Annotated in this window: 13 protein-coding genes and 1 tRNA gene; 2 read left to right on the top strand and 12 right to left on the bottom strand. The window is 72.0% G+C overall.

The features are described 5' to 3' along the window. Positions 1–77: 77 nt before the first annotated feature. The 7 genes from rho to ACWDVB_RS11485 form a co-directional block, all read right to left on the bottom strand. Positions 78–2192, bottom strand: coding sequence for a transcription termination factor Rho (gene rho / locus ACWDVB_RS11515; protein WP_451512801.1), 2115 nt, complete (start codon positions 2190–2192; stop codon positions 78–80). 397 nt (positions 2193–2589) lie between these two features. Then, on the bottom strand, positions 2590–3507 hold the full coding sequence (gene thrB, locus ACWDVB_RS11510) for a homoserine kinase (protein WP_451512800.1): 918 nt from the start codon (positions 3505–3507) through the stop codon (positions 2590–2592). Positions 3508–3755: 248 nt separating this feature from the next. Further along, positions 3756–4814 carry a threonine synthase gene (gene thrC, locus ACWDVB_RS11505; protein WP_451512799.1) on the bottom strand — a complete coding sequence of 353 codons (1059 nt, stop codon included), beginning with the start codon at positions 4812–4814 and terminating at the stop codon, positions 3756–3758. 6 nt (positions 4815–4820) lie between these two features. Next, entirely contained in the window at positions 4821–6110 is a 1290-nt protein-coding gene (locus tag ACWDVB_RS11500; RefSeq protein WP_451512916.1) for a homoserine dehydrogenase, read from the bottom strand. Between the two features lie 182 nt (positions 6111–6292). Then, positions 6293–7684 (bottom strand): diaminopimelate decarboxylase, encoded by a 1392-nt coding sequence (gene lysA, locus ACWDVB_RS11495; RefSeq protein ID WP_451512798.1) that lies wholly within the window; start codon positions 7682–7684, stop codon positions 6293–6295. A 64-nt stretch (positions 7685–7748) separates the two neighbouring features. Next, the gene (gene nrtL / locus ACWDVB_RS11490) at positions 7749–9230 is read right to left on the bottom strand and encodes an ArgS-related anticodon-binding protein NrtL (protein ID WP_451512797.1); all 1482 of its coding nucleotides are present in this window, start codon (positions 9228–9230) and stop codon (positions 7749–7751) included. A gap of 303 nt (positions 9231–9533) precedes the next feature. Next, a complete protein-coding gene (locus tag ACWDVB_RS11485; protein WP_451512915.1) occupies positions 9534–10070 on the bottom strand; it encodes a response regulator in 537 nt (178 codons plus the stop codon). 213 nt (positions 10071–10283) lie between these two features. On the opposite strand from ACWDVB_RS11485, the gene ACWDVB_RS11480 reads away from it, so the two are divergent. Beyond that, positions 10284–10355: transfer RNA gene (locus tag ACWDVB_RS11480), tRNA-Arg, on the top strand. Between the two features lie 351 nt (positions 10356–10706). Here ACWDVB_RS11480 and ACWDVB_RS11475 read toward each other — a convergent pair. Both ACWDVB_RS11475 and ACWDVB_RS11470 read right to left on the bottom strand, forming a co-directional pair. Continuing rightward, entirely contained in the window at positions 10707–11507 is an 801-nt protein-coding gene (locus ACWDVB_RS11475; RefSeq protein WP_451512796.1) for a HEAT repeat domain-containing protein, read from the bottom strand. 408 nt (positions 11508–11915) lie between these two features. Next, on the bottom strand, positions 11916–12344 hold the full coding sequence (locus ACWDVB_RS11470) for an SRPBCC family protein (RefSeq protein WP_451512795.1): 429 nt from the start codon (positions 12342–12344) through the stop codon (positions 11916–11918). Positions 12345–12537: 193 nt separating this feature from the next. On the opposite strand from ACWDVB_RS11470, the gene ACWDVB_RS11465 reads away from it, so the two are divergent. After that, complete coding sequence (locus ACWDVB_RS11465) at positions 12538–13305, top strand: thioesterase II family protein (protein WP_451512794.1); 768 nt, start codon at positions 12538–12540, stop codon at positions 13303–13305. Between the two features lie 15 nt (positions 13306–13320). Here the strand turns inward: ACWDVB_RS11465 and ACWDVB_RS11460 are convergent, their stop codons facing one another. From ACWDVB_RS11460 to ACWDVB_RS11450, 3 genes are all read right to left on the bottom strand, one after another. After that, positions 13321–15477: a beta-ketoacyl synthase N-terminal-like domain-containing protein gene (locus ACWDVB_RS11460; protein ID WP_451512793.1), complete on the bottom strand. Its 2157-nt coding sequence runs from the start codon at positions 15475–15477 to the stop codon at positions 13321–13323. Next, a complete protein-coding gene (locus ACWDVB_RS11455) occupies positions 15474–19163 on the bottom strand; it encodes a non-ribosomal peptide synthetase (RefSeq protein ID WP_451512792.1) in 3690 nt (1229 codons plus the stop codon). Before ACWDVB_RS11455 ends, ACWDVB_RS11460 begins: the two co-directional genes overlap by 4 nt. 5 nt (positions 19164–19168) lie before the next feature. Continuing rightward, the coding region (locus tag ACWDVB_RS11450; protein ID WP_451512791.1) for a thioesterase domain-containing protein at positions 19169–20648 on the bottom strand (1480 nt) is incomplete at its 5' end.

The following is a 20648-nucleotide window of genomic DNA, read 5'->3' as shown; positions in this document are numbered from 1 at the left end:
GATGTTGAGGATGAGGACCACCCAGCGCAGTTCGACTCCTCGGTTGAAGGCGATGAGGGACGGCAGCACGTGCCGGATCAGTCGTTGCCGTTGCCCGGCGCCGGGGTCGTCTTCTGGATCTGCAGCAGGAACTCGGCGTTCGACTTCGTCTGCTTCATCTTGTCCAGGAGCAGCTCGATCGCCTGCTGCTGGTCGAGCGCGTGCAGCACACGGCGCAGCTTCCAGGTGATGGCGAGCTCGTCGCTGCCGAGCAGGATCTCTTCCTTGCGGGTACCGGACGCGTCGACGTCCACCGCCGGGAAGATGCGCTTGTCGGCGAGCTTCCGGTCGAGCTTGAGCTCGGCGTTGCCGGTGCCCTTGAACTCCTCGAAGATGACCTCGTCCATGCGGGACCCGGTGTCCACCAGCGCGGTCGCGAGGATGGTCAGCGAGCCGCCGTCCTCGATGTTGCGCGCGGCACCGAAGAAGCGCTTGGGCGGGTACAGCGCCGTCGAGTCGACACCACCGGACAGGATGCGGCCGGAGGCCGGGGCGGCGAGGTTGTACGCACGGCCCAGACGCGTGATCGAGTCGAGCAGCACGACGACGTCGTGGCCCAGCTCCACCAGCCGCTTGGCGCGCTCGATGGCGAGCTCGGCGACCGTGGTGTGGTCCTCGGCCGGACGGTCGAAGGTCGAGGAGATGACCTCGCCCTTCACCGACCGCTGCATGTCGGTGACCTCTTCCGGACGCTCGTCGACCAGGACGACCATCAGGTGGCACTCGGGGTTGTTGACCGTGATCGCGTTGGCGATCGCCTGCATGATCATGGTCTTGCCGGTCTTCGGCGGGGCCACGATCAGCCCGCGCTGCCCCTTACCGATGGGCGCGACGAGGTCGATGATGCGGGTGGTCAGCACGCCCGGGTCGGTCTCCAGGCGGAGCCGGTCCTGCGGGTAAAGGGGCGTCAGCTTGCTGAACTCCGGTCGCCCGCGGCCGGATTCGGCCGCCATGCCGTTCGCCGAGTCGAGGCGCACGAGCGCGTTGAACTTCTCGCGGCGCTCGCCGTCCTTGGGCTGGCGGACCGCGCCGGTGACGTGGTCGCCCTTGCGCAGGCCGTTCTTGCGGACCTGGGCCAGCGAGACGTACACGTCGTTGGGGCCCGGGAGGTAGCCCGACGTACGGATGAAGGCGTAGTTGTCGAGGATGTCCAGGATGCCCGCGACGGGGATCAGAACGTCGTCCTCGGACACCTGCGGCTCATTGCCGAAGCCCTGCTCGTCGCGGCCACGACGGCCACGGCGGTCGCGGTAACGCCCGCGGCGGCCGCGGCGGCCACCATCGAAGTCGTCGTCATCCTGGGGGCCGTTGTCACGCGGACCGTTGTCACGCTGACGGTCCTGCCCCCGGTCCTGACGGTCCTGACGGTCCGGGCGGTCCTGGCGGCCGCCGCCCTGCTGCTGGCGGTCCTGCCGCTCCTGGCGGTCCTGACGGCCCCCGCCCTGCTGGTCGTCGCCCTTGTTGCCGCGGCGGTCACGGTCGCGGTCACGGCCGCGGCCCTGGCGGTCACGGCGGTCACGGCGTCCGTCGGCGTTGTCGCCGGAGGCGTCGCCCTTGGCCTCGGACGCGTCGCCCTTGGCCTCGGTCTTCGGCTCGCTCTTCGCCTCGGCGGTGACGGTCTCCGGGCTGCCCGCGTCGGCGGTGGCCCGGCGCCGGCGGCGCTCACCGGTGGGCTGGTCGTCTCCCCCACGCTCGGTCTCGCTCGTGCGGGCGGGGCCCCCGGCCGGCTGGCCGGGAATCTCAATCTGCTGCTGGGCGACGGCCTTCTCGGCCTTGCCCGTCTCGGCCTTGTCCGCCTTGCTCGCCTTGACGGCGCTCTCGGCGGCTTCCTCGCCCGTACGGGCCTTCGAGGTGGCCCGGCGCTTCGGCTTGGTCTCGGTGGCGTCGCCGGCGGGTGCGGCGCTCTTCGCCGGGGCTCCGCCCCCTGCCTGCGCCTCCTTGATGACCTCGATCAGCTGGCTCTTGCGCATGCGCCCGGTTCCCTTGATCCCAAGGCCCGAGGCGACCTGCTGCAGTTCCGCCAGCACCATGCCCTCGAGGCCGGTGCCGCGGCGCCGCCGGGACCCGGCCGAAGCACCGGTGGCAGGCGCCGCGGAGGCGTCCGTGGCGGGCGTGTCGGCAGTCACGCCCATCAGATCGGTGGTGTCGCTCACGAAGGGTCCTTCCCTGGAGCGGACGTCGGCCTGTCTGGCTCGGCGACCGGTTGTGCTGTCCGGCGGTCCTATGCGTATGGACCGTGCCGGGGCGGTGGTCCGCCAACGAGGCGGAAGAATTCATTGGTGATGGCGAGTCCCGATGCGGTGCCACTGATGTGCGGTGTCACTCGGCTCGGTCACGCCGGTTCCGGAGCGTGCTCAGGACCGCTCAGTGCGGGGCACGAAGCAGTTTGGGAGGCTCCCGGAAGAATGGTTGTCCCGGACGGGGACACAAAGCACCTCGCCATGGTGAGGTCGGGTGCAGACTTGAGATTAACACTACCGGATCCAACAAACATTCCCCCTCTCGGAATCGGGACACCCCGAATTCCCTGCGTTCACTGCGTTCCCTGTGTCAGGGCGCGAGCGGCAGCACGCTCGTTCCCGCGGCGTCGAGCGCCAGGCGGTTGGCCGCCCAGCCCTCTCCCGCCAGGCGTGCGACCTTGTCGGCCGCACCGTCTTCGGCCAGCGCGAGGACCGTGGGGCCCGCGCCGGAGATCATCGCGGGCACGCCGTCGGCGCGCAGCCGCTCCACCAGGGCGGCGCTCTCCGGCATGGCCGGGGCGCGGTACTCCTGGTGCAGACGGTCCTCGGTGGCGGGCAGCAGCAGCTCGGGGCGCCTGGTCAGGGCCTCGACGAGCAGGGCCGCCCGGCCCGCGTTGGCGGCCGCGTCGACGTGCGGGACGGTGCGCGGAAGCAGGCCGCGCGCCGTCTCGGTGAGGACGGGTTTTCCGGGGACGAAAACCACCGGAACGATGGAATCGGCGGGCTCCATCCTGATCGCGCGCGCCGCTCCCGAGTCCATCCAGGAGAGCGTGAAACCGCCCAGCAGACAGGCGGCGACGTTGTCGGGATGGCCCTCGATCTCGGTGGCGAGTTCGAGCAGCGCCGCGTCGTCGAGCTTGGCCTCGCCACCTATGGTCACGGCGCGTGCGGCGACGATGCCCGCGCAGATGGCGGCGGACGAGGAGCCGAGCCCGCGCCCGTGCGGGATGCGGTTGGCGCAGACGATCTCAAGACCGCGCGGCTGTCCGCCGAGCAGGTCGAAGGCGGTGCGCAGGGAACGTACGAGCAGATGCGACTCGTCGCGCGGAAGGGTGCTGCTGCCCTCCCCCGCGATGTCGATGTTCAGGCCGGAATCGGCCACCCGGACGACGACGTCGTCGTACAGACCCAGCGCCAGGCCCAGGGCATCGAAGCCCGGACCGAGGTTGGCGCTGGTTGCGGGGGTGCGCACCCGGACGGCGGCGGCGCGGAACGCTGGACCGGCCATCGCTCGATGACTCTCCTTGAGCTGCGTGTGTGTGAGGCTGCGTAGTTTCGTACGTGCCACATGTACGGAACACCCGAAGGCCGCGGACGACGGCGGCACCGCGGCATATGCGGCGGGGCGGGTTCGGTACAGCCTATCGAAGGAAGGTTCTGTGGCGACATAGGGCGCACAGGAGGCGCACGATGCGTGTCGTAAGCCCCCTGTGCACCCCCTGTGCGGAGTTGCGGGTTTTTCCCTGGCTGTGGCGGTTACACCAGGCCGAGGCGCTCGGCCGCGGTGGCCGCGTCGACCGGGACCGTGACCGGCTGCGGGGCGCCCGCGACGGCCCAGTCGGGATCCTTGAGGCCGTTGCCCGTGACGGTGCAGACGATCTTCTGCCCCCTGTCGACCAGGCCCTGCTCGGCGGCCTTCAGCAGACCGGCGACCGAGGCGGCCGACGCGGGCTCCACGAAGACGCCCTCCTGGGACGCCAACAGCTTGTAGGCGCGCAGGATCTCACGGTCCGTCACCTCGTCGATGAGGCCGCCCGACTCGTCACGCGCGTCGAGCGCGTACTGCCAGGAGGCGGGGTTGCCGATGCGAATCGCGGTGGCGATCGTCGAGGGGTCCTTGACGATCTCGCCGCGCACGATGGGCGCCGAACCGGAGGCCTGGAAGCCCCACATCCGGGGGGTGCGCGTCGACACCGAGTCGGCGGCGTACTCCTTGTAGCCCTTCCAGTACGCCGTGATGTTGCCGGCGTTGCCGACGGGAAGGACGTGGATGTCGGGGGCGTCGCCGAGGGCGTCCACGATCTCGAACGAGGCGGTCTTCTGGCCCTCGATGCGGTACGGGTTGACCGAATTGACCAGCGCCACCGGGTAGTTCTCGGAGAGGGCACGCGCGAGGTTCAGACAGTCGTCGAAGTTGCCGTCGACCTGGAGGATCTTCGAGCCGTAGACGAGCGCCTGGCCCATCTTGCCGAGCGCGATCTTGCCCTGCGGCACGAGGACCGCGCAGACCATTCCCGCGCGTACGGCGTAGGCGGCGGCGGACGCCGACGTGTTGCCGGTGGAGGCGCAGATGACGGCCTTCGCGCCCTCCTCCTTGGCCTTGGTGATCGCCATGGTCATGCCGCGGTCCTTGAAGGACCCGGTGGGGTTCGCACCCTCGACCTTGAGGTGGACCTCGCAGCCCGTGCGCTCCGAGAGCACCTGCGCGGGTACGAGCGGCGTACCGCCCTCGCGAAGCGTCACGACCGGCGTGGTGTCCGAGACCGGAAGACGGTCCCGGTACTCCTCGATGATTCCGCGCCACTGGTGGCTCATTGCTGCTTACTCCCCTTCAACCCGCATGATGCTGGCGACACCACGCACGGTGTCGAGTCGGCGCAGCGCGTCGACGGTGCCGGTGAGGGCGGCGTCGGGCGCGCGATGGGTGACGACGACGAGGGATGCCTCGCCGTCCTTGCCCGTCTGACGGACCGTATCGATCGATACGCCGTGCTCGGCGAAGACCGTCGCGACCTGGGCGAGCACGCCCGGCTTGTCGGCCACGTCGAGGCTGATGTGGTAGCGCGTGACGACCTCGCCCATGGAGCCCACGGGCAGTTGGGTGTACGCGGAGTCGCCGGGTCCGGTGGACTCGGCGAGCTTGTTGCGGCAGACGGCCACGAGGTCGCCGAGGACGGCGGACGCGGTGGGCGAGCCACCCGCGCCGGGCCCGTAGAACATGAGCTGACCGGCGGCCTCCGCTTCCACGAAGACGGCGTTGTACGCCTCACGGACCGACGCCAGCGGATGGCTGAGCGGAATCATCGCGGGATGGACACGCGCGGTCACCGACCCGCCGTCGGCGGCCCGCTCACAGATGGCGAGGAGCTTGATGGTGCAGCCCATGCGTTTCGCGGACGCGAAGTCCGCGGCGGTCACCTCGGTCATGCCCTCGCGGTACACGTCGTCGAGACGTACGCGCGTGTGGAAGGCGATTCCGGCGAGGATGGCGGCCTTGGCGGCGGCGTCGAAGCCCTCGACATCGGCGGTCGGGTCCGCTTCCGCGTACCCGAGGGCGGTGGCCTCGTCGAGGGCTTCCTGATAGCCGGCGCCGGTGGTGTCCATGGCATCGAGGATGAAGTTCGTGGTGCCGTTCACGATGCCGAGAACGCGATTGACCTTGTCCCCCGCCATGGACTCGCGCAGCGGCCGGATGAGCGGAATGGCACCGGCGACGGCGGCCTCGTAGTACAGGTCGCGCCCGTGCTCGACGGCGGCGGCGTGCAGGGCGGCGCCGTCCTGCGCGATGAGCGCCTTGTTGGCGGAGACGACGGAGGCGCCGTGCTCGAACGCGGTGGTGATGAGGGCGCGGGCGGGCTCGATCCCCCCGATGACCTCCACGACGACGTCGATGTCCCCCCGCTTGACCAGCGCGGTCGCGTCAGTCGTGACGAGGGCGGGGTCGATCCCCTCCCGCACCTTGGAGGGGCGGCGGACGGCGACCCCGGCGAGCTCCACCGGGGCGCCGATCCTGGCTGTGAGGTCGTCGGCGTGCGTCGTCATGATGCGCGCCACCTCTGAGCCGACAACCCCACAGCCCAGCAGCGCCACCTTCAGCGGACGCGTACGCATCATCGACCTCACTTCTCATACATCTACGGTGGGACCAGTCTCACCCACCGGAACGGAGTTTCCGTCCATTGTCCGGATCCTGAGACATCTATTTCATTATCCGATTGTTCATCCGGCCCAGCGGCGGACGGGCTCATTACCGCTACCGGTCCATTACTGGTGCCGGTGCCGGTGCCGGTCCATCATCCGACATCGAGACGCAGGAGGTCCTCCTCCGTCTCACGCCGGACGATCACCCGCGCCGCACCGCCGTCCACGGCGACGACGGGCGGGCGGAGGGCGTGGTTGTAGTTGCTCGCCATCGAACGGCAGTACGCGCCGGTCGCGGGCACGGCGATCAGATCGCCGGGCGCGAGGTCCGCGGGCAGGAAGGCATCGCGTACGACGATGTCACCACTCTCGCAGTGCTTGCCGACGACGCGCACCAGCATGGGCTCGGCGTCGGAGGAGCGGGAGACCAGGGCGACGGTGTACTCGGCGTCGTAGAGCGCGGTACGGATGTTGTCCGACATGCCGCCGTCCACGGAGACGTACGTACGCAGCCCTTCGAGGGGCTTGAGGGTGCCGACCTCGTACAGCGTGAAGGCGGTCGGACCGACGATGGCACGCCCCGGCTCGACGGAGATGCGGGGGGTACGGAGGTTCGCGGCCGCACATTCGCGGGTGACGATCTCGCTCAGAGCCTTGGCGATCTCGTGCGGCTCGCGCGGGTCGTCGTCCGAGGTGTACGCGATGCCGAGGCCGCCGCCGAGGTCGATCTCGGGGAGCTCGACACCGTGCTCGTCGCGCACCTCGGCGAGCAGCTGGACGACGCGCCGGGCGGAGACCTCGAATCCGGCCATGTCGAAGATCTGCGACCCGATGTGCGAGTGGATGCCGATGAGCTCGATCCCGTCGAGCTTGAGGGCGCGCCGGACGGCTTCGGCGGCCTGCCCGCCCGCGAGGGCGATGCCGAACTTCTGGTCCTCGTGGGCGGTGGCGATGAACTCGTGGGTGTGCGCCTCGACGCCCACGGTCACGCGGATCTGCACGCGCTGGCGCTTGCCGAGCCGCTCGGCGATGTGCGAGACGCGCACGATCTCCTGGAAGGAGTCGAGGACGATCCGCCCGACGCCGACGGCGACGGCCCGCTCGATCTCATCCGGGGTCTTGTTGTTCCCATGGAAGGCGATGCGCTCGGCGGGCATGCCGGCGGCGAGCGCGGTGGCCAGCTCGCCACCGCTGCACACGTCGAGATTCAGCCCCTCCTCGTGCAGCCACCGCACGACGGCCCGGGACAGGAACGCCTTGCCTGCGTAGAAGACGTCGGCGTCGGTACCGAAGGCGTCGCGCCAGGCGCGGCAGCGGGCGCGGAAGTCGGCCTCGTCGACGAAGTACGCCGGGGTGCCGAACTCCTCGGCGAGCCGCGTCACTTCGATCCCGCCCACGCTGACGACGCCCTCGGGGGCGCGGGTGACGGTGCGGGACCAGACCTTGGGGTCCAGGGCGTTGAGGTCGGTGGGCGGCGCGCTGTAGTGGCCCTCGGGCAGGACGTCGGCGTGGCGGGGCCCGGCGGGGTGTGCGGAACGGCTCATGGCTCGGTGGTCTCGTCTCTCACGGGTGACACGCGTCGCTCGTCTCTCACGTCTCTCACGGGTGTCACAGGTATTCGGGTGCGCTGATGCCGAGCAGGGACAGGCCACCGGCAAGCACCGTCCCGGCGGCTTCGGCGAGCGCGAGCCGGGCGCGGTGGGCGGCCGAGGGTTTCTCGTCACCGAGCGGCAGAACGGTGTGCTGATACGCGAGCAGGGCGTCAGCGGTGCCGACGAGGTGCCGGGCGAGCCGGTCGGGGGCACGGTGGCGGGCGGCGGCGGCGAGGACGGGGGGGTGGGCGGCTATGTGGTCGAGCAGGGGGTGGTTTGGGGGGGTGGGGGTGGGGGGGCGGTTGGTGGCGGTGTGGTCGGTGGGGGTGCGGAGGTCGCTGGGGGTGGCGGAGCCGTAGGGGTCGCCGGGGGTGGCGGGGCTACCTGGGGCGCCTTGGGCAGCGGGGCGGCTGCTGGGGGCGGGGCTGCCGGGGGTGGCGGAGCTGTAGGGGTCGCCGGGGGTGGCGGGGCTACCTGGGGCGTCTTGGGCAGCGGGGCGGCTGCTGAGGGCGGGGCCGCCGAGGACGCCGAGGTCGCCGAGGACGGCGAGGTCGCCGAGGTCGCCGAGGACGGCGAGGTCGCCGAGGACGGCGAGGTCGCCGAGGTCGCCGGGGGTGGCCTCGAAGCCGAGTTCGGCGGCGTTGCGGGTGAGGGCGCGGGAGCGGGCGTGGGCGTACTGCACACGGAAGAGGGGGTTGGTCTCGCGCTGGACGAGGTGCGGGTCACCACCGCCCGGCCCGGGGCCGGGGGCGGTGCCGGTGCCGGGGGCGGTGCCGGTGCCGGGGGCGGTGCCGGGGGCGGGGGCGGGGCCGGTGCCGGGGGCGGGGCCGGTGCCGGGGGCGGGGGTGATACGGGGATGGTCGTGGGCGGCGGGGTGGAGCAGGGCCCAGCGGGCGGCGTCGCGGCCGAGACGGAGGGGGTCCGATCCGGAGGGGGCCGGGACCGGGCGCAGGGTGGGAAGCGGCTCCGGGGGCGTTCCGTACGCGTCGACCCTCACCCCGAGGATGTCGACCCATTCCTTCTCGGGGGCCGCGTCGGAGGTGACCCGGACGAGGATTCCCTGGGAACGCAGGATGCGACGGACGCTGTCGGCGAGGACGACGGCGCGGATGTCGTGGGGGGTGTGGAGCTGGGCGAGCTCCCCGGTGTCGGGGAGGTGCCCGTAGCGGACGCCGCGCGAGCGGACCTCCCGTACGAGGGCCACGGAGGGCGCCTCGGCGAGGGTGATGTTGAGGAAGCCGGCCCCGGTGATGTCGACACCGGCGATGCCGGGCTCGGCGGCGAGCCGTGGGGACAGCACCTCGGCGACCTGCCGGGGCGTCCGCCCGGCGGCGCGGGCGACTTGGAGGGCGACGTTGGTGGCGTAGTCCCCGCATCCCCCTGGCCGGGGCCGCTCCACCCCCACCTTCTCCGGCACGGCGGCCGGGCTGAGCTCGCCCGCGTCAACGGCATGACGCAGGGCACGCAGCACGGTGCGGGAGAGCTCGACGGGGGTCACGGGACAAGCGTAGGGGAGGTGGGGGGTGGGTCGGCGACTTGGTTTCTGGATGGTCTTGGGATGTGGACGGGGGTGCCTTGGGCGCTGGGGGCCGCCGGCCTCCGGGGCCCCGGGGGGCTGGGGGCCGGCGGCAGGCTCGGCCCGCGGGTGCGACCGGTCTGGCTGGCCTGGCTGGGCCTGGTTCAGCCGCCGTAGCGGGCGGCAGGCTCGGCCCGTGGCTGTAACTGGCCGGGCGGGCCCGGCTGGCCCGGTTCAGCCGCCGGGCCGGTTCAGCCGCCGGGCCGGTTCAGCCGCCGGGCCGGTTCAGCCGCCAGGCCGGGCGACGGACTCCGCTTCGCCGGTGAGGCCGGTGCTGCTGCCGTCACCGGCTGGGCGGCCGCTCGCCAGAGGACTACGTTCGAGCCCCACCCCGCACTCATGGGCATCGGCACGACCGACCTGACGCCCCTCACTCCCCTCAACCCTCTCAAACCCTTGACGCCCCATCAGCTGCCGTACAACTCCCACAAGTTCACTCGGCTCAAAGGGCTTGGCAAGGAAGGCGTCGACGCCGACTTCAAGGCCACTCTCGACCTCGTACTGCGTACAAGCGCTGACGACGACGATGGGCAGTTCCCGAGTCCGCGCGTCGGCACGCAGCCGGGCGGCGGTCCGCAGACCGTCGAGTCGGGGCATCACGACGTCGAGGGTGACCACGTCGGGTTGGACCTGGTGCACGACATCCAGACACTCGGCACCATCAGCGGCGGTCACCACCTCGAAGCCCTCCAGCTCGAGGTTGACCCTGATCAGTTGCCGAATGACCTTGTTGTCGTCCACAACAAGCACGCGGCCGGGCATGCCTGACACAACTCGAGAGTAGGTCCGCGCCCACCGCCGCGTCCCGGTTTTCCCCACTTCCGCCCCACGCAGACCGAGCCGCCGCTGCTCCCGGGCCAACGGGGAGCGCCCGACCCCGCCGCGGCAGGGTCAGCAGCACGGAAATACCTGTTCATGGGGAGCCCGGGAGAGCTGGTAGTGTTCTACCCGTCGCCGCTCAACCAGCGACGATACGCCCCCGTAGCTCAGGGGATAGAGCAACGGCCTCCGGAGCCGTGTGCGCAGGTTCGAATCCTGCCGGGGGCACAGAAGCCGGAGCAGCGCGATCACGTCGCTGACCAGCAATCGTGCCGAGTGCAAAGAGCCGGATCCAGTCTCACTGGATCCGGCTCTTTGTCGTTCTTGCTCATGGTTCCCGAGGGAGCGGCGAGTGAGAATCAGGGCGCTTCCTCGCGCGTCGTCCGGCCTGAACGAAAGCCCGTAGTGGACGCCCCGGACTCCCTTGGGATCGGCAAGGGCCGGTAGGGGGCAGCGAATGGCGCTGCAGTTACGTGCGGGCAGCAGCCGCAAAGTCCGCCGGGGGGTCTTCATCCTGGTGTGGTGGCACACCAGGATCGACAGGCGAGGACCCCCAACGTTGTGTGCCGGCCCTCGGCCTCAGAGCGTCGTACCGTCCCCCGGCCAGGTCTGCGGCAGCGGATCAACCGCCCCGGTCAGCGTGTGCCGAAAGGCTTCGGCTAGCGCGGTGTCGGCGGTGGAAGCCGCCTGGCGTACCAGCTCCGAGCGTTCCCACAGCATCAGTGCCTGCACTGCCGCGTCCCGGATCCGGGGACGCCTGTCGGCCAGCGCCTTGACCAGTCCGGCCTCGGCCGGGTGGCCGTCCAGCACCGTGGCCGCTCCGGCGTGGTGCAGCCTTCGTACGGATTGGATCGCGTGCAGACGGACGTCAGGTGACGGGTCGTCCAGAACTCCGGCCAACGGGTCGAGGGCGGCCGGATCGGCCGTGTCGCCCAGGGCCATGGCCGCGGAGACACGGACCGTGGCACTGTCCGCAGCCAGCCGCAGGGTGTACCGCTCGACGGGCGGCGGGCTGAGGCGCTTGAGCCGGGTGTACCCCCACGCCGATCGCGGAAAGGTGTCGGGGTACGCCAGGGCGCCCCGGCTCATGACCTTCCGGACCAGACGGTTCTTCGGGGGGCGCGGCTCCAGCAGGTCACGGAAGGGCTCCACGTCCCGGTCCGGGTCCAGCTCTGCCGCGACCCGGACCGCCAGCCCGTGGAGGTCGGGTTCATACAGGTCGTCGAGGTGGTCGAGCGCGGACAGGCGCGTGACGAAGCGCATGACAGCGGCGTCCGCTCGGGGGCCGCCGACCCTGTGGAGGTCCAGCAAAGCTCCGGAGAATTCCTTCTTCCGGTCGCTGAGCAGAATGGCCTCGGCCTCTTCAAGGGTGCTTGTCATGTCGGCCCGCCTGCCTTTCTCGTATTCCTGCGTGCCGTGGGCGAGGGAGGGGGTGGGGGAGGAAGGAGACGGTCGGTCTACTGCGCTGATATGTGCACAGGGACTTCCTCGTGGTGAGCAATGAGAGACCACAAGGCCCGCTATCTGATGACGAGTTGCGTAATTCGACATAGAGCGGGGAACGAGATGATCTTGGATTGATCATGCCATATGTCTACTTCTGGCCACGAGGAGCCCATAGCGGCAGGTGCAGTCCGCCTGACAGCCGTGCGCGTCGGCATCGGCGGCCGTCGTGGCGGGAGCGGTGCAGCAGCCCTTGCCCTGCCGGTCGTCGCGGCCCTCCTTGACCGCGACGACGGACCCCCCGATGACCGAGTCAAGTCCGCCAGCCGTCTGCCGTGCCCACCGTCAGCCCTGGGACGCCGCTCGTTCCGCCATCCTCTGGAATTCGCCCAGGTCGTAGTTGGCCAGGGTCGCGTCCAGGTTGGTGAGGGCGCCCAGGTGTTCTATGAAGCCCTGGGGGTCGTATTCGATCTGGAGTGTTACTCGGCTCTCCGTGTCGCTGAGGCGGTGGAAGGTGACTACTCCGGCGTGGTGGACGCCTTCTGTTGTGCGCCAGGCGATGCGTTCCTGGGGGATGACCTCCGTGAGTTCGGCCACGAAGCTCTTGTCCGCGCCGGGGAGGGAGACCTGCCAGGCGAAGGTGGTCTCGTCGATGCGCTTGACGTGCTTGACGTGGCTGAGGAAGGTCGGCCAGCGTTCGACGTTCTCCCAAAGGGTCCAGCTCACGGCTACCGGTGCCTTGATGTCGACCGCTTCGAGCAGTGAGGACGCCATAGGTTCTCTTCTCCTTCGTCGCGTGTGCGTGGGCTGTTGGGCTTCGTTCGTCGCGTACCCGGAGACTCGGGGGTTACCGCGATGGGTTCAGTTGTTGGCGGTGCTCGCCGTCGTGGGTGTTCGTCGGGCATGCTGGCCCGCGGCAGGGGGCCGGTTGGCGGTTCGCTGCGGAAGAGGAAAGGAGGGGGCGTTTGTGGGCGACTGGATACGTTGCTGCCATCCCGCACCCGACGCCGGGGTCCGTCTGCTCTGCTTCCCGCACGCGGGGGGTTCGGTCAGCGCTTATCACGCGATGTCCGCCGCCGTCACGGGTGTCGTGGAGCCGCTGATCGTGCAGTACCCGGGGCGTCAGGACCGGTTCGGTGAGCCGTTCGCCGCGGGGGCGGACGAGATCGTCGACGCCGTGCTCGACGAGCTGCCTTCGGGGCCGGGCACCGCGCCCCTCGCCCTGTTCGGGCACAGCATGGGTGCCCTCGTGGCGTTCGAGACCGCGCGGCGTCTGGAGGCCGAGGGACGGCCCCCCGTGGCACTGATCCTCTCCGGACGGTCCGCGCCCTCGCTGGCCCGGCCGACCGCGGGGGGACAGTCGGTGCGTGACATGACCGACGCCGAATTGGTGGAGGAGATGCGGAAGTTGTCGGGGACCGCCGACGAACTCCTCGCCTCTCCCGAACTGCTCTCGCTCTTCCTGCCGCCGATGCGCGCCGACTACCAGATCGTCGACGATTACGTCTATCGCGCCGGGACGCCGCTGAGTTGTCCCGTCACCGTCCTCACCGGCGACGACGATCCCCGCGTCACCGTCGAGCAGGCGCGGGCCTGGGAGAGCGAGACCCGGGGCGCGTTCTCCTGCCATGTGCTGGCCGGGGGCCACTTCTTCCTCGACGCCCATATGCCGTACGTAGCGGGCGTCATCGCCTCCGCGCTGCCCGGCCGGGAGGCGATGACGCCCGCCACGTAGCCGTCGGCTCGTGGCCTATCCTCGCGGCTCCTCCGCCTCGAACTCCGCGAGAAGCGCGTCCAGCGAGTCGTCCGCCGCGTCGGGCTCCTTCGCCTCGACGATGCGTGCCGCCAGTTCCTGGAGGGTCAACTCCTCCAGGAACAAGGTGATCGGTACGTCGATGTCGAAGTCGTCCCGGAGCCTGCCGACCAGGTGGACAGCGGTCAGCGAGTCGCCGCCCGCCGCGAAGTACGTCATCTCCGGGGTGATGGCTCCCCCGCCCTCGTCGTCCAGGCCGAGCGCCTCGGACAGGAGCGCCGATATGGCGTGAGTGACGTGAGTGGCATCGGGTTCGGTGGGGGTGCTCGGTGTGCTTGGGGTGGTTGGGGTGGTTTCCGGGGGCGCGGGTGTGTGCGGCAGTGTCAGTGCCGGGAAGCTCTCCCCCGCGAACGGGTACGTCGGCAGGCTCACCCTGCGGGCCCCGTTCGCCGTCTCCGGCCACGGGACCGAGCCGCCCTTCAGCCACAGCTCCCCCAGTTCGCGCAGGCCGTCCGCGTCGGGGCCGTCCTCCCGGTCGTTCCAGGGGCGGCCCTCCGCGAGTGCCGTGAGCCGCTCGGCCGCGTCCCTTCTGTCCGATGCCAGGACGTACGCGCGTACGTCCATGGGGGTGCGGGCGGTGCGCAGGGTGTGCGCGGTGTCGGTGAGGGTGGGGGCGTCGGGGGCGCGCAGGGCGGCGGCGAGTTTCGCGGCCAGCTCGGTGAGGGCGGTCTCCGTGCGGGCCGCCAGGGGGAGGATTTCGGTCGCGTGGCGGCCGTCGGCCGGGGTGGGGCGCTCGGGGCGGGGCGGGGTCTCTTCCAGGACGACGTGGACGTTCGTACCGCCGATGCCCAGGGAGCTGACTCCCGCGCGGCGCGGGCCCTCTGTGGGGTGCGGCCACGGGGTGGCGGCGTCCACGACCCGGAACGGGGATGCCTCCACGCGCAGATCCGGGTGCGGGCGGGTGACGTTGACGGTGGGGGCCAGTGTGGCGTGCTCCAGCATGAGCGCCGTCTTGATGAGCGAGGCCACGCCGGCGGCCGCGTCCAGGTGGCCTATGTTCGACTTCACGGAGCCTATGCCGATGCGGGCGGCGTTGGTGGGGGCCGGGGCGAACGCCGCCGCGGCCGCCGCCAGTTCGATGCGGTCGCCCAGTTCCGTCGCCGTGCCGTGCGTCTCCACGTACTGCGCCGCCGACGGAGTGAGACCCGCCGCCGCCCACGCCTCGACGATCGCCGCCGTCTGCTGTTCGACGCCGGGGGCGGTGAAGCCGACCTTCGTGGCGCCGTCGTTGGTCAGGGCGCTGCCGCGTACGACCGCGCGGATCGGGTCGCCGTCGGCGAGCGCGTCGGACAGGCGGCGCAGCACGACGACGCCCACACCGCTGCCGGGCACGGTGCCGCCCGCCCGCTCGTCGAAGGGGCGGCAGCGGCCGTCGGGCGAGAAGATGCCGCCCTCGTAATGGACGTAGCCCTGCCTGCGTACGGTGTCGACGCTGACGCCGCCCGCGAGCGCGGTGTCGCACTCGCCGAGGAGCAGCGCCTGGGCGGCGAGGTGCACGGCGGTCAGCGAGGTCGAGCAGGCCGACTGCACGGTCAGGCTCGGCCCTTCGAGGCCGAGGCGGTAGGAGATCCAGGGGGCGAGGAACTCCCGGTCGGTCAGGATGCGGATCTGCATCGCACCGAGGGACGCGGCCAGGCGGCGGTCGGTGTGGGCGGCCAGCATGTGCTCGGTGGGGCTGCCGCCGACGTACACGCCGGTGCGGTCCTGCGCGGCGAGCGGGTCCCGCCCCGCGTCCTCCAGGGCGGCCCAGGCGGTCTCCAGGAGGAGCCGGTGCTGCGGGTCCAGGGCGGCGGCCTCGGTGCGGTTGAAGCCGAAGAGCTCGGCGTCGAAGCGGTCGGCGTCGGCGAGGTATCCCTTGGCCGGTACGTGCTCGGGGCGGCGCAGCTCGGCCGGGTCCGCGCCGTCTGCCAGCAGCTCCGCCTCCGTGAAGTCGGCGATGGAGCAGACGCCGTCGCGCAGGTTCGCCCAGTACGTGGCCAGGTCGGGGGCGCCGGGGAACCGTCCGCTCATGCCGACGATCGCGATCGCGGAGTCGGAGCCGGAGTCGGCGGGGGCGGGCGCTGAGGTTTCGGTTGCGGTTGTTGCCTCGGTCATCGTGGCGTGCCCTTTCTGGAGCGGAGCCGTTGTGCGGCGGCGGTCTGGCGGGCGCGGCGGTCGCTGCCTCGGCGCTCTGCCGCTGTGGCGGGTGCTCCTTCCGAGCACTGACCGAGCGAGGCCCGGTCGAGGTGTGCCGCGAGTGAGGCGACCGTGGGGTGGCGGAACAGGTCGACCAGGGTGAGGTCCGGTGCCGCCGTTCCCTCTGTCTCGCCTGCGGCCGCCGTCTCGCGAAGGGCGTCCAGGACCCTCAGCAGCCGCACCGAATTGCCGCCCAGCTCGAAGAAGTTGTCGTGGGCGCCGACCTCGTCGAGGGTGAGTACGCGGGACCACACCCGCGCCACGCGCTGTTCGGTGGCGGTGCGCGTGGCGACGTACGTACGACTCGTCTCCCGTCGGCCCGACGCGGTCGGTGCGGGCAGACGGGCGCGGTCGATCTTGCCGGAGCGGTTGAGCGGCAGCTCGTCGAGGTGGACGTAGATCTCCGGGAGCATGTAGCCGGGGAGGCGTTCGGCGAGGTGGGCGCGGAGGTCCTCGTCGGAGGGGGCCGCGCCGTCCCGGTGTACGACGTACGCGACGAGGCGCTGTTCGCCGCCGCCGTGCACGGCGGCCGCCGCGACGGCGACGTCCGGGTGGCCCGCCAACAGGGCCTCGACCTCGCCGAGTTCGATGCGGATGCCGCGCAGCTTGACCTGCGAGTCGGAGCGGCCGAGGTAGTGGAGCCGTCCGTGCGCGTCCACGCGGGCGAGGTCCCCGGTGCGGTACATGCGGGAGCCCGGTGGGCCGTAGGGGTCGGCGACGAAGCGTTCGGCGGTCAGGCCGGGGCGGCCGATGTAGCCGCGGGCCAGCGAGGCGCCCGCGATGTAGACCTCGCCGGTCACGCCGGTGGGCACCGTGCGCAGACGGGCGTCCAGGACGTGCACGCGGGCGCCCGGCACGGGGCGACCGATCACCACGGGCTCGCCCGGTTCGAGGTCGGCGGTGGTCGCGTAGACGGTGGCCTCGCTGGGTCCGTACGCGTTGACGATCCGGCGGCCCGGCTCGCTGAGCCGCTCGACCAGTTCGGCGGGGCAGGCCTCGCCGCCGACGGCGAGCGTACGCAGATGAGGGAGCCGCCCCGCGATGTCGGGCAGCAGCATCGCGGCGGACGGCGGCAGGAACACGTACGTGATGCGGGAGTCCCGGAGGCGGGCGTACAGCGCGTCGCCGAGCCGTTCGTCGTCGCGCGCGATGTGCAGCTCGGCGCCGGCGACCCAGGGGAAGAACAGGTCGGAGACGGCGACGTCGAAGCCGAACGACACGAATTGCAGGACGCGGTCCTCGGCGGTGACGGGGAACGCGGGGCGTACGGCTCCGGTGAGGTTGAGCAGCGCGCGGTGCTCCACGGCTACGCCCTTGGGGACGCCGGTGGAGCCGGAGGTGAAGAGGACGTAGGCGAGGTCGTCGGGGGTGGGGGCCATTCCAGGGGCGAGGGTGGGGGAGGGTGCGGGGGGTGATGAGGGGGCCGGTGCGGAGGGCGATGCGGGGGCCGGTGCGGAGGGCGATGCGGGGGCCGGTGCGGAGGGCGATGCGGAGAGCGGTGCGGAGGGCGATGCGGAGGGCGATGCGGGGGGCGATGCGGAGGGCGGTGCGGGGGGTGATGCGGGGGGCGATGCGGAGGGCGGTGCGGGGGGTGATGCGGGGGCCGGTGCGGAGGGCGATGCGGAGAGCGGTGCGGAGGGCGATGCGGGGGGCGGCGAGGGGGGCGCGGCCTTCGGGGCGGCTTCGGGGGCGTCCGCGCGCAGGTACGGGATGCCGAGCCGCTCGCCCTTGGCCGCGGTCTCCGCCGTCACCAGCAGTCCCATGCCGGACGCCTCGACCATGTGCGCGAGGCGGGCGTGCGGGTGGGCCTGGTCCAGGGGGACGTAGGCGCCGCCCGCGCGCAGCACGGCGAGTGCCGCGATGCCCATCTCCGGGGAGCGGGGCAGGAGCAGGCCGACCCGGAAGCCGGGGCGCACTCCCTCCGCGCGCAGCCGCGCCGCCAACGCGTCCGCCCTGTCAAGGAGTTCACGGTAGGTGAGTCGTACGTCGCCGCAGACCAGGGCGGTGGCGTCGGGCCGGGCGGCCGCTACGTCCGCGATCAGGTCGGGCACGAGGCGGTCGGTGGGCGCCGCCTCGGCCGTACGGTCGGCGGCCGTGACGACCCGGTGCCGCTCCTCGGCCGGGACGGCGTCCAGGGTGGAGAGCGGGGCGTCGGGGTGGGCGAGGGCGGCATCCAGGAGCGTTTGGAAGTTCCGTACCCAGGCGCGGACTGTGGCGGCTTCGAAGAGGTCGCTGCGGTAGATGAAGTGGGCGGCGAGGGGGGTGGGGGTGGGAGGAGCGGTGGGGGTGGGAGCGGGGGGCGTGGGAGCGGGGGCGTGGGTGGCGGCGGCTCGGCTCTCGACGGGCGCCGGGGTGGCGTCGCCGTCGCCTTCGGTCCAGCGCTCTACGTGCAGGTGGAAGTCGAACTTCGCCGTTTCCAGGTTCAGGGCGATCCGCTCGACGCGGGCTCCCGCGAGGGCGAGGGACAGTTCCGTGTCGTCGTCGTAGGCGAAGACCAGTTGCACCAGCGGGTCGTGGCTCGTGTCCCGGGTCGGGGCGAAGGTGTTCACGACCGTCTCGAACGGTGCGTCCTGGTGTGGCTGGCCGGCCAGCAGTTCCGTGCGGATCCTGTCGAGCAGTTCGCCGTACGTGGGGTCGCCGGACAGGTCGACGCGGAGCGCCAGGGTGTTGGTCAGCATGCCGACCATCTCCTGGAGTTCGGGCCGGTCCCGCCCGGACACGGGGAAGCCGATGACCAGGTCGTCGCGGCCCGAGAGGCGTCCCAGGAACGCGGCGTACGCGGCGAACAGCGCCATGAACGGCGTGGCGCCCCGCGCCCGCGCGGCCTCCGTCAGGCGTCCGTGGAGCCCGGCGTCCAGCAGGAACCGTTCACTGCCGCCCGCCGCCGTACGCACCGCCGGGCGCGGCCGGTCGAGCGGCGGCGAGACGACCTCGGGGGCGCCGCGCAGGCGCTCGGCCCAGTGCGCGACGGCCTCGGCGTAGGCGCCGTCGGCCTGGCGTTCGCGCTGCCAGGCGGCGAAGTCGGGGTATTGGAGGGGCAGTTCGGGGAGGGGGCGGGGGTGGAGCTGGGCGCGGGCTGGGCCGTTGTTGGACTCGGCTTCGTACGCTGTCGACAGGTCCCGGAGGATGACGCCGAGGGACCAGCCGTCGCAAATCAGGTGGTGGGCGACGAGCAGCACGCGATGGCTGCCGTCGTCGACGGCGTACACCGTGCAGCGCAGCAGCGGTCCTGTCGCCGGGTCGAAGGGGCGGGCCGCGTCCGCCCGCATCCGCGCCTCCGCTTCGTACGGCGGCACGTCCTTCTCCACCGTGACGTGCGCGCGGCCGGTGGCGGCGACGATCTGCGCCTGCGTGCCGTCGGCGGCGGTGCGGAAGACGGTGCGCAGCGCTTCGTGGCGGGCCACGACGGCGTCCAGTGCGCGGGTGAGCGCGCCGGGGTCGAAGGGGCCGCGCACGGTGAAGGCCGCGGGCACGTTGTACTGGGCGGTGCCGGGGTTCATCCGGTCCAGGACCAGGAGGCGGCTCTGGGCGTCGGAGACGGGGAATTCGTACTCGTCCTCGACGTACTTCTGGACGGTCTGGGCCGTTTGGTGCGGTGCGTCCACTGGGTTCACTCTCCCTGGAGCTGGAGGGGGGCCCGGGGGCCGCCGGCGAGGATGTTTTCGAGCGCCGCGGCGATCCGCGCGGCCGGTTCCGCGCCGAGGACGTCGGCGTGGGCGCAGGCCAGTTCGTGGACCTCGACCGCCGTGGCGGCGCGGCGCCAGGCCTCGGCCTTCTCCTTGGTGGGGATGGCCTCGGGGTCGCGGGTGGCGGCGAAGAGGGTGACGGTGCCGTCGTAGCGGGACGGGGTCCAGCTCCTGCCGAGGACGATGTGGTGGGCGATGGTTTCGGCGAGGGCGGCGAGGCGGTGCTCGCCGATGCCGTCCAGTGCGGCTCCCTCGTCCCGGAGGACGCGCCGGGCCTCCTCCGCCACGACGGCCGGGGCGAGCGGGGTGCGGGCGACCTCCGGCGGCTTGGGCATGGCGTCCACCACGGCGAGCAGCGCGACCTCCTCACCGGCCGCGCGCAGCCGCACCGCCATCTCGTGGGCGACGGGGCCGCCGAAGGACGTGCCGAGGAGGAGGTAGGGGCCGTGGGGTCGGACGGTCCGGATGCGGTCGACGTACGACTGGGCGAGGTCGCCCATGGTGGGGGGTGAGCGGTGTCCTTCCTCCGACAAGGCGGGCGTCTGCAGGGCGTAGACCGGGCGGCCGGGGGCGAGGTGGGGCAGCAGGGTGACGTATCCCCAGCTCAGGCCGAGGCCGGGGTGTACGCAGAAGAGTGGGGCGCGGTTGCCTCCGTCTGCGTCTGCGTCTGCGTCTGCGCCTGCGCCTGCGCCTGCGCGGAGTGTGAGGAGAGGGGCCAGGCTGTCGGCGTGGTCGGGCTCGGAGCCGGTTGGCTCGGGACCGCCGGGCTCGGAGCCGTCCAGGCGGGCGAGGAGGCGGGCGGGAGTCGGCGCCGCGAAGAGGGTGGCGACGGGGACCCGTACGCCCCAGGCCTCTTCGATCCGCCCGGCGAGCCGGAGCGCGCTCAGCGAGTGTCCGCCGGACGCGAAGAAGTCGGTGTCGGGCCCGGCCGCTTCCGCACCGCCGAGCACCTCGCCGAACAGGGCGCACAGCTCCTTCTCACGGGCGGAGCGAGGTGCACGCTGCGATGCGGCCGCCCCCGCCGGGGCCAGGACAAGGGGTTCGGGCAGCGCGGCACGGTCGGTCTTGCCGTGCGGGGTGAGCGGCACGGCGTCGATACGGGCCCAGGCGGTGGGCAGGAGGTGCGGGGGGAGGCGGTGGGCGGCGGCTGTGCGGATGTGTTCCAGGGGGGTGGGGGTGGACTCCGCGGTGGGAGTCGGCCGGCTGTCCTGCTCTGCTGGGGTGGACAGGGCCTGCCCCGCCGCCGGGGCCGCCAGGCCGTTTTCCGTTGCTGAGGTCGACGGCGCCTCCTCCGCCGCTGGGGCCCAGCGGCCGTTCGCTGCTGCGCGGGCCGACAGGTCGTCCTCGACCGCCGCGACCGAGTGGCCGTCTTCCGCCACTGAGGTCGACGGGGCCTCCTCCGCC

The organism is Streptomyces sp. NPDC003379 (assembly GCF_053589195.1).
The sequence above is the reverse complement of the archived record's forward strand: the minus strand, read 5'-3'. Positions and strand labels throughout refer to the sequence as shown.